Annotated in this window: 14 protein-coding genes; 2 read left to right on the plus strand and 12 right to left on the minus strand. The window is 66.6% G+C overall.

Annotated features, from left to right (window positions below; all coding sequences use genetic code 11):
* Positions 1-97 precede the first annotated feature (97 nt).
* The 5 genes from AB7M16_RS16160 to AB7M16_RS16180 all read right to left on the minus strand — a co-directional run bounded on the left by AB7M16_RS16160 (position 98) and on the right by AB7M16_RS16180 (position 5,484).
* Positions 98-1,423, minus strand: coding sequence for an MATE family efflux transporter (locus tag AB7M16_RS16160; protein WP_453944461.1), 1,326 nt, complete (start codon positions 1,421-1,423; stop codon positions 98-100).
* Positions 1,424-1,426: 3 nt separating this feature from the next.
* Positions 1,427-2,161 (minus strand): MBL fold metallo-hydrolase, encoded by a 735-nt coding sequence (locus AB7M16_RS16165; RefSeq protein WP_453944462.1) that lies wholly within the window; start codon positions 2,159-2,161, stop codon positions 1,427-1,429.
* Between the two features lie 27 nt (positions 2,162-2,188).
* Positions 2,189-2,494, minus strand: coding sequence for a DUF6460 domain-containing protein (locus AB7M16_RS16170; protein WP_453944463.1), 306 nt, complete (start codon positions 2,492-2,494; stop codon positions 2,189-2,191).
* 294 nt (positions 2,495-2,788) lie between these two features.
* Positions 2,789-4,450, minus strand: a complete 1,662-nt coding sequence (locus tag AB7M16_RS16175) for an ATP-dependent DNA ligase (protein WP_453944464.1) — start codon at positions 4,448-4,450, stop codon at positions 2,789-2,791.
* Positions 4,447-5,484, minus strand: coding sequence for a ligase-associated DNA damage response exonuclease (locus AB7M16_RS16180; protein WP_453944465.1), 1,038 nt, complete (start codon positions 5,482-5,484; stop codon positions 4,447-4,449). Before AB7M16_RS16180 ends, AB7M16_RS16175 begins: the two co-directional genes overlap by 4 nt.
* 66 nt (positions 5,485-5,550) lie before the next feature.
* On the opposite strand from AB7M16_RS16180, the gene AB7M16_RS16185 reads away from it, so the two are divergent.
* Positions 5,551-6,477: a methyltransferase domain-containing protein gene (locus AB7M16_RS16185; RefSeq protein WP_453944466.1), complete on the plus strand. Its 927-nt coding sequence runs from the start codon at positions 5,551-5,553 to the stop codon at positions 6,475-6,477.
* Between the two features lie 115 nt (positions 6,478-6,592).
* Positions 6,593-7,822 carry an ABC transporter substrate-binding protein gene (locus tag AB7M16_RS16190; protein ID WP_453944467.1) on the plus strand — a complete coding sequence of 410 codons (1,230 nt, stop codon included), beginning with the start codon at positions 6,593-6,595 and terminating at the stop codon, positions 7,820-7,822.
* A 203-nt stretch (positions 7,823-8,025) separates the two neighbouring features.
* Here AB7M16_RS16190 and AB7M16_RS16195 read toward each other — a convergent pair whose 3' ends face one another.
* The 7 genes from AB7M16_RS16195 to xylB all read right to left on the minus strand — a co-directional run bounded on the left by AB7M16_RS16195 (position 8,026) and on the right by xylB (position 15,597).
* Positions 8,026-8,868 (minus strand): amidohydrolase family protein, encoded by an 843-nt coding sequence (locus tag AB7M16_RS16195; RefSeq protein ID WP_453944468.1) that lies wholly within the window; start codon positions 8,866-8,868, stop codon positions 8,026-8,028.
* A 3-nt stretch (positions 8,869-8,871) separates the two neighbouring features.
* On the minus strand, positions 8,872-9,849 hold the full coding sequence (locus tag AB7M16_RS16200; protein WP_453944469.1) for an aldo/keto reductase: 978 nt from the start codon (positions 9,847-9,849) through the stop codon (positions 8,872-8,874).
* A gap of 102 nt (positions 9,850-9,951) precedes the next feature.
* A complete protein-coding gene (locus AB7M16_RS16205; RefSeq protein ID WP_172786096.1) occupies positions 9,952-10,884 on the minus strand; it encodes a sugar-binding protein in 933 nt (310 codons plus the stop codon).
* 93 nt (positions 10,885-10,977) lie between these two features.
* On the minus strand, positions 10,978-12,048 hold the full coding sequence (locus tag AB7M16_RS16210) for an ABC transporter permease (protein ID WP_453944470.1): 1,071 nt from the start codon (positions 12,046-12,048) through the stop codon (positions 10,978-10,980).
* Positions 12,048-12,806 (minus strand): ATP-binding cassette domain-containing protein, encoded by a 759-nt coding sequence (locus tag AB7M16_RS16215; protein WP_172786098.1) that lies wholly within the window; start codon positions 12,804-12,806, stop codon positions 12,048-12,050. The genes AB7M16_RS16210 and AB7M16_RS16215 overlap by 1 nt, the downstream gene beginning before the upstream one ends.
* A 13-nt stretch (positions 12,807-12,819) precedes the next feature.
* Positions 12,820-14,142: a xylose isomerase gene (gene xylA / locus AB7M16_RS16220; protein ID WP_453944471.1), complete on the minus strand. Its 1,323-nt coding sequence runs from the start codon at positions 14,140-14,142 to the stop codon at positions 12,820-12,822.
* Complete coding sequence (gene xylB, locus AB7M16_RS16225) at positions 14,143-15,597, minus strand: xylulokinase (RefSeq protein WP_453944472.1); 1,455 nt, start codon at positions 15,595-15,597, stop codon at positions 14,143-14,145.
* Positions 15,598-15,624: the final 27 nt, after the last annotated feature.

The following is a 15,624-nucleotide window of genomic DNA, read 5'->3' on the forward strand; positions in this document are numbered from 1 at the left end:
CAGCGCGCCGGCTTCGGCGTGGTGCGCTGCAGAGCCGGGGCCCATGTGGCCGCATGCTGGGTCCCGGCTCGCGCTTCGCACGTCCGGGACGCGAGAGCTACGGCTTCGCGAACGTCGCCCGATACAGCACCGGATACCTCGCGCCCTGCAAGCCGCCGCGCGCGACGTAGAACGCGATCAGCGCGCTCCACAGGCCGGCATTGCCGAACGATTGCAGCGCCAGCCAGACGGCGAAGAAGATCGCGAGCGACAACAGCATCAGATTGCGCATCTCCCGCGCCCAGGTCGCGCCGACATAGATGCCGTCGAAGCCGAAGGCGAACACGCCGGGGATCGGCGCGAGCACGATGAAGGGCAGGAACTCGCGCGCGGCGCGGCGGACGTCCTCGCTCGCCGTCATGACGTTGATGATATCGGGGCCGAAGCCTGCGAACAGCACGGCGACGACGATGGCGAAGCCGAGCCCCCAGCGCAGCACCAGCCTGGTCGAATCCGCAAATCCCTTGGCGTCGCGCGCGCCAAAGCTGCGGCCGCAGAGCTGCTGCGCCGCATTCGCAAGGCCGTCGAGGAAGAAGGCGCTGACCAGGAGGAAATTGTTGAGCACGGAGTTCGCGGCCAGCGTGACGTCGCCGGCTCGCGCGCCCTTGGCGGTGAAGAACAGGAACACGGCGATCAGCGCCGCGGTGCGGATCAGGATATCGGTGTTCACCGCCAGGAGCCGCATCAGCTTTTCGCGATCGAACAGCGTTGCGCGCGGCACGGCAAAACCGCCGAGTGCATAGCGCCTGCACACGATTACGCCGAGCGCGAAGCCGATCGCCTCGGACGCCAGCGCGGCGATCGCCGCGCCGGCGATGCCGGTGTCGTAGACCAGCACCAATAGGATCGTCGCCACCATGTTGACGAGGTTGATGACGACCTGGAGCGCAAGGGCCGGATTGGCGCGGGCCTGCCCCACCAGCCAGCCGAGGATGACGTAATTGGCGAAGGCGAAAGGCGAGGACCAGATCCGGATCATGAAATAGGTCTTTGCCGCGCGCGTCACGCCCTCGCTGCCGCCCATCAGGTCGAACAGTGCGCCTGCCAGCGGCAATTGCAGTGCGATCAGCGCCGCGCCGATCAGGCCGGCGACGATGAAGCCGCGCACCAGGATCACGGTCTGCTCGCGCGTCTCGCCCGCGCCGAGCGCCTGCGCTGTGAAGGCCAGCGTGCTCATGCGCAGGAAGCCGAACAGCCAGAACAGGCAGTCGAAGATGACGGAGGCCATCGCGACGCCGCCGAGCAGCGCGGCATCGTCGAGCCGGCCGATCGCGGTGGTCGAGACCACGCCGATCAGCGGCGTCGTGAGGTTCGCGACCATCGCGGGACCTGCGATGGCGAAGACCTGCCGGCTTCCGACGCGGTGATGAACGGGTGCGTGCATCTTTCAGAACACGAGCACCATGCCGTCTTCGGCGGCGAGGTGCTCGACATCACCCAGGCGCGACAGCATGTCGTCGCTCATATGGGTGAGGACGAGCCGCTTGGCGCCGATGTCGGGCAGATGCTGTTCCAAGGTCTTCAGGCTGAGATGATTCTTGACCACCTTCTCGTACATATAGGCTTCGGCGATGAAAAGGTCCGCGCCATGCGCCAGCGGAATGAGCGTCTCCGTCCATTCGGTATCGGCGCTGTAGGCGAGCGTGCGGCCCTCGGCCGCGACGCGATAGGCAAGGAACGGCCCGCCGGATTCGCCGTGCACGACCGGATAAGGCGTCACATTCACCGTGCCGAAGTTTCGGCTTTGCCCCGGTGCGAGCTCGACCACGTTCAGCTCGAAGCGCTGCCTGGTCTGCGAGGAATGCTCGAACAGCGCTTCCATCACCTCACGCAGCCGCCGCTCGATGCCTTGCGGGCCGGCGATCGTCAGCGGCCGCATCCGCAGCGAGAATTGCGCGTCGAGCAGAAAGAACGGCAGGCCGGCAAAATGGTCGCCGTGGAAATGCGTGATCAGGATCAGGTCGATGTCGCCCCGATCGATCTCGAGCCGCTTCAGCGCCGGGAGCGCCGACGCGCCGCAGTCGATCAGGAAGTTCGTTTCGCGCCCGGATACATGGAAGCAGGTGTTGAGCCTGCCGCCGGAGCCGAAGGCGTCACCGCAGCCGACGAAACGCAGTTGCATCGGCTGCGCACTCCCTCGATCACACCCTTACCGGCCGCGCGGCGCGCCGAACACGCGCGACAGCAGCCAGATCGGGATCACGATGACCGCGCCGAGCAGGAAATAGCGCCACAGCCAGTTCACCGCATCGAAGCCGAGATCCCACAGGCGCTGGAACAAGAGGCGGATGCTGTGGATGATGTTCCAGGGGTCGAAGCCGATCGTCGCCAGCACGACGCCGACCAGGATCGAGAGCAGCACCAGGCGGAACGCGACGGTCAGCGGCGAGCCGCCGAGAAAGCGGTGCAGGCCGTCACCGCGGCCGGCCGGCAAATCTCTGACGTCTTGGACCATCGCAAACTCCTGAAGCGGATTCGACCCCATTATAGGGCACGGCGGGGGACATGGGGAACCCGCAAGGGGGCGTCAATCGGGTTACGGGAGTTTAATTCGGGCAGAGCCAGAACTTCGATTGTGGCACGCTGCAAGCCGCGGGCTCCCTAGCCTCTCCCGCTTGCGGGAGAGGCCGCGCCGTAGGCGCGGGTGAGGGTTCTCTCCTCTGGGGGAGTGTCCCATTGCGGAGACAGCCCTCTCCCCAGCCCTCTCCCGCAGGCGGGAGAGGGAGCGCACCGCCTTCGTGGCAACAGTTCAAACATCAATCTCCGCCGGCTCGGCCTTCAGCATCTTCTCCAGCGTCTCCAGCCGGTCGGCCTCCCGCGGTGGCTTGTCCCAGCGCAGGCGGCTGATGCGGGGGAAACGCATGGCGACGCCGGATTTGTGCCTGGGCGAGCGCTGCAATCCCTCGAAAGCGACCTCCAGCACCAGCCCCTTGTCGCCCTCGTGCACGACATGGCGGACGGGACCGAATTTTTCCGTGGTGTTGCGACGAACGAAGCGGTCGATCTGCAGCAGCTCCTCGTCGGTGAAGCCGAAATAGGCTTTGCCGACCGGCACCAGCTCCTCGCCATTCTCGGTTTCGGTCCAGACGCCAAAGGTGTAGTCGGAATAATAGGACGAGCGCTTGCCGTGGCCGCGCTGCGCATACATCAGGACGGCATCGATGATGTGGGGGTCGCGCTTCCACTTCCACCACTGGCCCTTCGGCCGCCCCGGCAGATAAGCCGCATCGCGCCGCTTCAGCATCACGCCCTCGACGGCGTCCGCGTCCTCGCCGGCGCCGGCGCTGGCGGGATCGGCGCGCGCGGCGGTGAGTGCCTCCCAGCTGTCGAAGGGCACGGTGGGCGAGAGATCGATGCGGGGATCGTCGAGCTTCGCGATGAACCTCTCCAGCCGCTCGCGCCGCTCGGCAAAAGGCAGCTCGCGCAGATCGTTCTCGTCGTCGCCGAGCAGATCGTAGGCGCGCAGGTGAATCGGAAATTCCTTGATCAGCTTCGGCGAGACCACCTTGCGGTTGAGCCGCTGCTGCAGAACGTTGAAGCTCTGCACGCGGCCTTCGCGCAGGATCAAGAGCTCGCCGTCGATCGCGCCCGGCAGGCGCAGCGACGGCACGAGATCCGGGAAGCTGCCCGTGATGTCCTCGCCGGTGCGCGAATAGAGCCGCGCGGTGATATGGCCGCGCTCGTCGCGCCCGGCGACCGCCTGCACGCGGATGCCGTCCCATTTCCATTCGGCGATGTAGTCGGCGGGATCGAGCGCGGCGAAATCGCCATCTTCGATCGCATGCGCCAGCATCACCGGGCGGAACGGCGCGGGATCGCGGTTGACGGGCTTGTCGCCGCGGCCCTCCAGCCAGGCGAACAGGTCGAGATAGGGCGGGACGAGGCCCGGCCAGATCAGCTCGACCTCGTGCGGGTCCTTGTCGCCGAGCGCAGCGGCGGCGGTCTTGGCGAGCCGCGCGGAAATGCCGATGCGAAGCGCGCCGGTGACGAGCTTCAGCAGCGCCCAGCGGCCGGTCTCGTCGAGCTCGTCGAGCCAGCGTTCGAGCTGCTTCGGCAGCTCGGTCTTGCCGAGCGTGCGCAGCGTGGTGACGACTTCGGTGAGGCTCGGCGGGGGTGGGTTGTTGTGGGCGGCGAGCGCGGCCTTCGGCCACATCAGCGCCACCGTCTCCGAGAGATCGCCGACATAGTCGTAGCTCAAGCCGAACAGCACCTCATCCGTGCGGGCCGCGATGAGATCGCGGATCAGCGCGGGCTTGGCGTGCTTGAAGCTGAGTGCGCCGGTCAGCGCGGCGAGCGCATAGCCGCGGTCGGGATCGCCGACCTCGCGAAAATAGCCGGTGAGCAGCCGCAGCTTGTTGTTGCGGCCGGGCTCATAGGCGAGGCGGTCGAGCAGCTCGGCGAAGCGGTTCATGCTTCGGCCTCGCCTTGAATGGGCGTCTCGCTCTCCTCCTCGTCGCCATAGCCGACGAGATCGAGCGGCTGCGCCTTCAGGCCTTTGCTCCGGCACCAATGCACCAGCGCATCTTCCTGACCGTGGGTGACCCAGATCTCGCCGGCGCCGGTCGCCGCGATGGTCGCGGTGAGGCCGTCCCAGTCGGCGTGGTCGGAGATCACCAGCGGCAGCTCGACGCCGCGCTGCCGCGCCCGGGCGCGCACGCGCATCCAGCCCGAGGCGAAGGCGGTGACCGGATCGGGAAAGCGGCGCGTCCAGAGATCTGATGTGGCCGATGGCGGCGCCAAGGTGATGGTGCCGGCGAGCGCGGCCTTCTTCATGCCCTTCGCGGGCCTGAGCTCGCCGAGATCGATGCCGCGGCTTTGGTAGTAATGCGTGATTGTTTCCATCGCGCCATGCAGGTAGATCGGCGCGTCGTAGCCGGCCTGCCGCAGCAGCTTGATCACGCGCTGCGCCTTGCCGAGCGAGTAGGCACCGACGAGATGCGCGCGCTCCGGAAACAACGCGACCGAAGCCAGCAGCTTCTTGACCTCGTCGCTGGCATCGCCATGCCGGAAGACCGGCAGCCCGAACGTCGCCTCGGTGATGAAGACGTCGCACGGCACCAGCTCGAACGGCGTGCAGGTCGGATCGGGCGCGTCCTTGTAGTCGCCGGAGGCGACGATGCAGGTATCCTTGCACGAGACGGCGATCTGTGCGGAGCCCAGCACGTGGCCGGCGGGGTGGAATTTGACCTTGACGTCGCCGAGCCGGATCTCCTCGCCATAGCGGATGGCTTGCGTCGAGCCGGCAAAGTTTTCGCCGTAACGCAGCCGCATCATGTCCAGCGTTTCCTGCGTCGCCAGCACGGCGCCATGGCCGGCACGGGCATGGTCGGAATGGCCGTGGGTGATCACGGCCCGCTCCACGGGGCGGACAGGGTCGATATGGAAGCCGCCGGGCTTGCAGCACAGGCCGGCAGCATTTGGCAGCAGGATGTCTTGCGGGCGCATGCCTGTTATATAAGTCGAGCCATCACATCTTCGAGTCAATTACCCGTTTCGTTTCCTGGTTCCTCAATGCCGCTCCGCCTGTTCCTGACCTCCGGCGATCTCATGGCCGACCGCCGCTTCGAGTTCGCGCGCGACCTCCAGCTCAAGGGCGACCTGCCCGCCGCCGCCGACCTTCTGGAGCAGGCGATCGAGCTCGCACCTGATTTCACCTCGGCCTGGTTCACGCTCGGCGAGATCCGTCAGCAGCTCGGCGAGCGCGACAAGGCCATCGCGGCGTTTCGTGAAGCGCGGCGATGCGACCCCGAGGACCAGCACGGCGCCGGCCTGCACCTGATGCGGCTCGGGGATACCGCGATGGCGGAGATGCCCAAGGCCTATGTGCAGGCCTTGTTCGATCAATACGCGCCGCGGTTCGAGCACGCGCTGATCAACGATCTCGGCTATCGCGCCCCCACGCTGATCTTCAAGGCGGTGCTGGCCGCGCGCGTCGCCGCCAAGAAGCCGGCCTACTTCAAGCACGCCATCGACCTCGGCTGCGGCACCGGCCTTGCGGCAGCCGCGTTCGCCAAGCAGGTCGACCATTTCACCGGCATTGATCTGTCGCCCGGCATGATCAAGGAGGCGCGGGCGACGAACCTCTATGCCGCGCTCGAAGTCGCCGACATGCTCGAGGGCCTGCGCGGCAAGCTGGATGCCAGCGCGAACCTCATCGTGGCCGCGGATGCGTTCGTCTATCTCTCCGATCTCGCCCCTGTTCTCATTGAGGCAAAGCGCGTGCTCGTCTCAGGCGGCGTGCTTGCCTTCACGCTGGAGACGCACGACGGCAGCGGCATCGTGCTCGGCGACGGCCTGCGTTATGCCCATTCGGCGGAATATGTGCGCGGCGCCATCGCCAAGGCGGGGTTGAAGCTGCTGACCCTGGAGCCAGCCTCGCCGCGCAACGAGAACAACGAGCCCGTGCGCGGCCTCGTCGTCGTCGCCGAGAAAACTTGAGTCTAGGCGCTAACGCCTGACGATTTGAGCGTCATTGCGTCGCAAAGCTGCGACTTCCCACTTGCGAGCCGAGCTGCGATGTCAGCACAATGCGCGCACCAGGGAGAAAACAACAATGACCAAGAATCCATCGCGGCGCGATTTCAGCGCCGGCGCACTCGCCACCATCGCCGCATCCACCTTGCCCGCGCCCTACGTCTGGGCTGCGGAGAAGAAATACGATGCGGGCGCCAGCAACACCGAGATCAAGATCGGTCAGACCGTGCCGCATTCCGGCCCCGGCTCGCTCTACGGCGTGCTCGGCCGCATCGGCGAAGCCTATTTCCAGATGCTGAACGAGAAGGGCGGCATCAACGGACGCAAGGTCAAATTCCTCACCATGGACGACGCCTACAGCGCGCCGAAATGCGTCGAGGCGACGCGGCGCCTGGTCGAGCAGGAGGAAGTGCTCGCGCTGTACGGCTCGCTCGGCACCGCGCCGCAGACCGCCGTGCACAAATACCTGAACTCCAAGGGCGTGCCGCAGCTGCTGCTCAACACCGGCGCGTCGAAGTGGAATAATCCGAAAGAGTTCAAATGGACGATGGCGGGCCTGCCGCTCTATCCGACCGAAGCGCGCATCCTGGCGCGACACGTCGTCAGCGTGAAGCCGAACGCCAAGATCGGCATCCTCTACCAGAACGACGATTTCGGCCGCGACTTCCTTGCACCCTTCAAGAAAGTGCTGGCGGATGCCGGCGGCACTGCGCAGGTGATCATGGAGCAGACCTATGATTTGACCGAGCCGACCGTCGATTCCCAGCTCGTCAATCTCTCGAAGTCGGGGGCCGACGTCTTCTACAACATCTCGACCGGCAAGGCCTCGTCGCAGTCGATCCGGAAAGTGGCCGAGCTCGGCTGGAAGCCGCTGCAGTTGCTTTCCGCCGGCTCCACCGGCCGCTCGATCCTCAATGCCGCGGGCCTCGAGAACGCCACCGGAATCGTCGCGATCCGCTACAACAAGGAGGTCGGCCTGCCCAAATGGGAGAAGGACCCGGACGTCATGGCGTTCGAGGAGCTGCGCAAGAAGTACACGCCGGCGATCGATCCCGACAACACCATCGCCTTCGCCGGTTACGGCCAGGCCGCGACCATGGGCGAGATCCTGCGCCGCTGCGGCGACGAGCTCACCCGCGCCAACGTGCTGAAGCAGGCATCGAACCTCAATGGCTTCCACTCGCCGTATTTCCTCGACGGCGTCACCTACAGCTACACGCCCGAGGACTACACGCCGATGAAGACGCTGTTCATCTCCACCTTCACCGGGAAAGACTGGGACATTTCCGACAAGCCGATGTCGGAGTAGGGTTGCTGCGAGGCGGGCGCCACGGCCTCTTCCCTTCTCCCCTTGTGGGAGAAGGTGGCGCGAAGCGCCGGATGAGGGGTTGCTTCAGCAAGCTCACATGTGAAGGGTGACTCGCGGAGAAAGACCCCTCACCCGTCTCGCCGCTCCGCGGCGAGCCACCCTCTCCCGCAAGGGGAGAGGGTAAGAGCGCGCATCCACTACAATTAACCCAAGCGATACACAGCCTTGGCATTCGCCCCGAACGCCTTGTCCCGCACACGCGGGCCGAGCCTCGCAAGGCAGGCCTCCAGCGCGGTCTTGATTTCGCCATAGCTTCCCGCAAGCAGGCACACGGGCCAGTCCGATCCGAAGATCAACCGGTCCTCGCCAAAACATCTTGCGGCGTGCGCAACGAACGGAAACAGCCGTTCCGCATCCCAGTCATTCCAGACCGCTTCCGTCGCCAATCCCGAGATCTTGCACCAGACGTTGCCGCAGGCAGCCAGCGCTGCGATGCGGTCGGCCCATTCCGCGCTCCCGCCGGCCGCAATCGGCGGCTTGGCGGCGTGATCGAGCACGAAACGCGCGTGCGGAAAGGCCTGCGCGGTTGCGATCGCGGCAGGCAGCTCGCGGCTGCGGACGAGGAAATCGTAAGCGAGATCGTGGGCGAACACCGCGGTAAGTCCGCGCTGGACGTCGTCGCGCAGCAGCCAATCCGCATCAAGCTCGTCGTGGACTTGGTGACGGATCCCGACCAGCTTTGCTCCACCAGGCAAAGCGCGCAGCCGGTCGAGCGTTTCGTCGAGCGCAGCATCGGTCAGGTCGGCCCAGCCGACCACGCCGACGACAGAGGGCGTCACGTCCGCGACACGCAGGAACTCCTCGGTCTCCTCCAGCGCGGAGCGGCATTGCACCACGATGCTGGCCTCGATGCCGTTGGCCTGTAGCAGCGGCGCGAGATCGGCCGGGCCGAAGGAACGGCGGATCGGCGCGAGCTCGGGCGCTTCCATCCAGGGATAATCGGCGCGTGCGGGATCCCAGAAATGCTGATGGGAGTCGACGATCATGCCTTACGCTCCGCCAGGAAGTGGCGCGCGCACATCGACGAGCTTTCGCGCCCGCAAGTCCTGCCAGAACGCCAACGGGACCGCCGCTTCCGACATGGCGATGTTGTCAGCGACCTCGGCGGCATTGCGCGCACCCATCACGGCGACCGTCACCGCCGGATGGGACATGCAGAATTGCAGCGCGGCGGCCTTCAGCTCGGTGCCGTGCCTGCGGCAGAGCTCGTCGAGCTCCAGCGCACGTGCCACGAGCGCCGCATCAGCATCCTGATAGTTGAATTTCGCGCTCGTCCGCGGATTGGCCAGGATGCCGCTGTTGTAGATGCCGCCGAGCAGGATGCCGATGCCCCTCGCCTGGCAGAGCGGAAACAGCGCATCCAGCGCGCCCTGGTCGAGCAGCGTGTAGCGGCCGGCGAGCAGGAAGCAGTCGACCGGCACGGCCTCGGCGAAGCGAGCCAGCATCTCCGACTGGTTCATGCCGGCGCCGATCGCCTTGACCGTGCCGTCCTCGCGCAGGCGCCGGAGCGCGCGGAAGGCGCCGGTGACGGCATCGTCATAATGATCGTCGGGATCATGCACGAGCAGGACGTCGACGCGGTCGAGGCCGATGCGCTGCAGGCTCTCCTCGACCGACCGCATCACGCCGTCATAGCTGAAATCGAACACCGGCCGCTCACGCGGCGTGCCCTTGTAGTGCTCGTCCTCGGGGGCAGCACCGTCCGGTGCGCGCAGCAGGCGGCCGACCTTGGTCGAGATGACGTAGGAATCGCGCTGCTGTTGCCGCAGGAAGGCCCCCAACCGCCGCTCCGCGAGGCCGAAACCGTAGAGCGGGGCGGTATCGAAGAACCGAACGCCGAGCGACCAGGCGCGTTCAAGCGTCGCTTGCGCATCGGCATCGCTGACGGGCGAGAACAATCCGCCGAGCGGGGCGGAACCGAGGCCGATCGAGGTGACATCGAGAGCGCCGAGCCGCGACCTTTTCATTCCATCGCCTTCCAGCAGTCGTCTTCCATTCCAAATCATCTCTCCCGCTTGCGGAAATCGCAAGCGGGAGAGGCATGCAGGAGCGCGGGGCTGGCAGCGCTCCTACTTCAACATCTGCGCGACGTTGTCCTTGGTGACGAGATCGAGGCCGGTGTAGACGATCTCCGGCACCTTCTCGCCCTTCTTGATGGCGAGCAGCGTGTCCATCGCCTTCTCACCCATCTCGAACGGACGCTGGCCGACCAGCGCATTGGCGTAGCCGTCACGCAGCAGCTCGAGCTGCATCTTCAGCGTATCGGCGACGACCAGCGTGAACTTGCCGGAATCGATGTCCTTCTTGTTCCGGCTGGCGAAGGCCTTGAAGCCTTCGGGCGCAAACATCGGCCAGCCGCCGATCGGAACGATGGCGGCGAGGTCCGGCGTTGCGGTGCGCATGTCCGTCATCTGCTGGACCGCGAGCGCGGGATCGTCGTTGCAGAACGTCGGCGAGCCCGCGACCTCGGTCCACTTCGAGCCCTTCAGCGCCTCGCGCACGCCGTCGACGCGCTCGGCGAGGTTCTTGGCGCCGGGGCCGCCGGAAACCATCGCGTATTTGCCGCCGTCCGGCCGCATTTTCAGGAGCTCCTTGCCGAGCGCGACACCGAACTCCTTGTTGTTGGTGCCGATATAGGCGATGCGCTTGGAGCCCGGCGCGTCCGCATCGAAGGTGATGACGGGAATGCCGGCAGCGGTCGCCGCCTCGATCGACTTGGTCATGGCCGCGACGTCCGCGACGGAGATGGCAAGACCATCGACCTTCTGCGTGATGAAGTCCTGGATGATCTGGGCCTGGGTCGCAGGCTCATGCTCGACCGGTCCCTTGTAGATGCACTCGATGTTGCCGAGCTCCTTGGCGCGCTTCAGGCAGCCATCGCGCGAAAAGTCGAAGAACGGATTGTTCATCGCCTTCGGCACGATGACGAAACGGTAATTCGCAGCAAATGCCGGCGTCGCCATCATCGCGACCGCGATACCGGCAAGAAGCAGTTTCCTCATGGTCTCCTCCACTCTTGTTGGTGCCTATCCCCTCGAAAGCCCCCGGGAAGCGGATAGGCGGCGTTTTCCTTGCCTTCCCGAGATGTCGTCATTTCAGGTCATCCGCGAGCGAATGCGGTCGACCAGCACAGCCAGAATGATGATCACGCCGACCAGCGTCTGCTGCCAGTACGAGCTGACCTGGGCCAGCACGAGCCCGTTGCGGATCACCTCCAGCAGCACGCAGCCGACGATGGCCCCGAGCGGGCCGCCGATGCCGCCGGCGAGATTGGCGCCGCCGATCACGGCCGCCGCGATCACGTTGAGCTCGTAGGAGGTCGCCATGTTGGCCGGCGCCGATCCGAGCCAGCCGGAGATGATGATGCCCTGCAGGCCCGCGGCGAGCGCGCAGATCACGTAGACCTCGATCTTCACCCGCACCACCGGAATGCCGGTGAGCTCGGCCGCCTTCTCATTGCCGCCGAGCGCGAAGACGTGGCGGCCGAACGAGGTGTGGTGCAGCACCACGGCCATGGTGAGCGCCAGGATCACGAGATAGATGAACGGCGCGGGCACGCCGAGCACGTCACCGGACGTGAGCGCATAGAAATAATCGGCGTCCGGCCCGCCCGGGAAACTGCCGCGTCCATTGGAGACGACATAGCCGAGCCCGCGCACGATCGAGAGCATGCCGAGCGTGGTGACGAAGGGCGACAGGCCGAGCACGGCGATGCAGAAGCCGTTGACGAGGCCCGCAATCAGCGCGACGCCGAGGCCGGCGAGGATCGAGATGAGCAGGATCAGGCCGGGCACATTGGCGAGCACGGTCTTGCCGTCAGCGGCCATGTGTACCAGCGGCGAGCCGGGCGCCGACAGCTCGGTCATCACCATCGAGGTGATCATGGCGGAAAAGCACATCATCGATCCTACCGACAGGTCGATGCCGCCGGTGATGATCACGAAGGTGACGCCGAGCGTCGCAATGGCGATGAAGGAAAAGTTCTTCGCCACGTTCTGCATGTTGCCCTGGGTGAAGAAGTAGGGGCTGGCGAAATGCATGATCACCAGCAGCACCGCCAGCGCGAGCAGAACGTAGCCGGTCTGCGAGGCGAAGATGCCGCGCTGCCACCATCTGATCTTGCCGACATTGGTGAAGCTGATCGGGGATTCCATGGGCATGGCCATCACGCCGCCTCCTTCGCACCGGTGATGAGGGCGGTGACCTCCTCGGGGGAGGTCTGGTGAATCGACTTGTCGGCGCGCTTCTCGCCGCGCCGCATGACGACGACGCGGTCGCATACGGCGAACACGTCGGGCATGCGGTGCGAGATCAGCATCACGGCGACGCCCTGCTCCTTCAGCCGGTGGATCAGGCCGAGCACCTGCTCGACCTGGCGCACCGAGATCGCGGCGGTCGGCTCGTCCATCATCACCAGCCGCGCATTGGAAAGCCGGGTCCGCGCGATCGCGACCGCCTGGCGCTGGCCGCCCGACATCTGCCTGACGAGATCGTCGGGGCGCGTCTCCGAGCGCAGCTCGCCGAACAGCTCCAGCGCGCGCGATGCCATCGCCTTGTGGTCGAGCAAGGCAATGGGTCCGAACCTGCGCTTCAGCTCGCGGCCGAGAAAGACGTTGGCGGCGGCGCTCAGATTGTCGGCGAGCGCGAGGTCCTGGTAGACGACCTCGATGCCGACGGCGCGGGCATCGACCGGACGGTTGAAATGCACCGCGCTGCCGGCAAAGCGCATCTCGCCATGGGTGGGGCGGAAATTGCCGGCGATGATCTTCACCAGCGTCGACTTGCCGGCGCCGTTGTCGCCCATCAGGCCGACCACCTCGCCAGGCCAGACCTGCATGTCGACGTCATGCAGCGCGCGGATCGCGCCGAACTCCTTGCCGATGCCGGTGAGCTCGAGCACCGGTGTCGCGTCAGCCTTCGTCATCAGCGGCGTTTCCTCAGACATAGCGGTTCACCAGGGATTCCAGATATTCCTGCCGGCCGGAGCGCGGCTGCGGATCGAAGCCGGGGCTCATCGCACGGTCGGCGAGATCGGCGAGCGAGCGCTGGCCGGCGAGAATGGCGCGGCCCTCGGGCCCGGCCCAGCCCTCGTAGCGCTTTGCGAGCGGCGCGCTGAGCGCGCCGGCGTCGAGCATGTCGGCGGCGGCGAGGAAGGCGCGCGCACAGGCATCCATCGAGCCGACATGGGCATGGATGAGATCATCCGGGTCGATCGACTGGCGGCGGATCTTGGCATCGAAATTGAGCCCGCCCGTGGTGAAGCCGCCGCGGTTCAGGATCTCGTGGAACACCAGCGCCAGCTCCGGCACGTTCATCGCGAACTGGTCGGTGTCCCAGCCGAGCAGATCATCGCCGCGGTTGATGTCGAGCGAGCCGAACACGCCGAGCGCCTCGGCCAGCGCGACCTCGTGATGGAAGGAGTGACCGGCGAGGATGGCGTGGTTCTGCTCGATGTTGAGCTTGACGTCCTTGAGCAGGTCGTAGCGCTCCAGGAAGCCGTAGCAGGTGGCGACGTCGAAATCATATTGGTGCTTGGTCGGCTCCTTGGGCTTCGGTTCGATCAGGAGCGGGCCCTTGAAGCCTATCTTGTGCTTGTGCTCGACGACGAGCGAGACGAACCGGCCGAGCTGGTCGAGCTCGCGCTTGAGATCGGTGTTGAGTAGCGTCTCGTAGCCCTCGCGTCCGCCCCACAGCACGTAGTTCTGGCCGCCGAGCCGGTGCGTCACCTCCAGCGCGGCGCGGACCTGGCCGGCGGCATAGGTGAAGATCTCGGGGTCCGGATTGGTCGCCGCGCCCGCCATGTAGCGGCGGTGCGTGAACAGGTTCGCAGTGCCCCAGAGCAGGCGAACCTTGCTCGTTGCCATCTTCTGCTCGAACAGATCGGCGATGGCGTTGAGGTTGGCGACGGACTCGGCGAGCGAAGCCCCTTCCGGCGCCGCATCGACATCGTGGAAGGTGAAGAAGGGGACGTCCAGCAGGCGGAACAGCTCGAAGGCGACATCGGCCTTGGCGCGCGCCATCGCCATCGCGTCGGTGCCGTGGTGCCACGGCCGCAGGAAGGTCTCGCCGCCGAAGGGATCGCCGCCGGGCCAGCAGAACGAATGCCAATAGCAGACCGCAAAGCGCAAGTGATCCTCGAGCCGGCGGCCACGCACGAGGCGGTCCTTGTCGTACCAGCGGAAGGCGGGCGCGCCTTCGGCCTCCTTGCCGGCGAAGGCGACGGGTGCACTTGCATCGAAGAATTTGGCTGGCGCGTTCACTTAAGAAGACTCCTTCAATGCGGGATAAAGCGCGCGCCATCGCCGATAGGCCTCGTCATAGGCCGCAGCGACGGACGGGCGGGGTGTGAAGCTCGCGAGCCGCCGCGGACGCGTGCAGACGTCCGCGGGATTCTCGCCTGTCGCGGCGAGCCGGCCGAGCCGCGCAGCGCCGAGTGCGGCGCCGACCTCGCCTTCCTCGACGCGATGGACGGGCAGGCCGAGCACGTCGGCGCAGATCTGCGCCCACAGCGGCGAGCGCGAGCCGCCGCCGACGAGATCGACCTCGGCGATCGGCCCGCTGGCTGCGCTCAGCGCCGCCAGATTGTCGCGCGCGGCAAAGGCGACGCCTTCGAGCACGGCCTGCACGATCTCTGAGCGCCCGGTCGCGCCGCGCAGGCCGACGAAGGCGCCGCTGGCGGCGGCATCGTTGTGCGGCGTGCGCTCGCCGTCGAGATAAGGCAGGAACTGGACCGGGCTTGGTGCCTCGACGCGCTCGCCGAGCGGCGCCAGGAGCGCTGCGGCCGGCGTCTCCATCACGCCGGCAAGCCAGGCAAGCGAAGCCGCGGCCGACAGCATCACGCCCATCTGGTGCCAGAGGCCGGGCAGCGCGTGGCAGAAGGCATGCACGGCCGAAGCCGGCGCCGGGGCGAAGCGATCGGTGACGCGGAACAGCACGCCCGACGTTCCCAGCGACAGGAAGGCATCGCCAGGTGCGATGGCGCCGAGCCCGATCGCGCTGGCCGCATTGTCGCCGGCGCCGCCCGCGACCACGACATTTTTCGCCATGCCCCAGCGCTGCGCGGATTCAGGCGCGAGCACCGCACTCACCGCACTGCCCTCGACGAGACGCGGCATGTGGTGCAGATCGAGCCCGGTGGCGTGCAGCAGCAGCGCGGACCAGCGGCGCAGGCCAACGTCGAGCCACAGCGTGCCAGCCGCGTCCGACATGTCCTCGACCATCTCGCCGGTGAGGCGATAGCGGACATAGGCCTTCGGCAGCAGCACCTTTGCCACGCGGTCGAAGATCTTCGGCTCGTGCCTTGCCACCCAGAGCAGCTTCGGCGCGGTGAAGCCGGGCATCGCGAGATTGCCGGCGATCGCGTGCAACGAGGGACAGCGCCGCTCCAGCGCTGCGCATTCGGCCTGCGAGCGGCCGTCGTTCCAGAGGATGGCCGGACGCAGCGGGCGGCCGTCCTCGCCAAGCAGCGTCGCGCCATGCATCTGACCCGACAGCCCGATGCCGCGGACCTGCGCGACCTCGCGCGGATGGCGCGCGGCGAGATCGTCGACGGCACCGACGGCCGCATCGACCCAGGCATCGGGATCCTGCTCGGACCACAGCGGCGCGGGGTGCGACAGCGCAAGCTCGCGCGCCGCCGTCGCGGTCACCGCGCCGGCTTCGCTCACGAGCACCGCTTTCACACCGGACGTGCCGATGTCGATCCCGAGATACAAATCGTCCTCCCTTTCGCCTGCCGCGGG

It is taken from the genome of Bradyrhizobium sp. USDA 372, assembly GCF_053629095.1.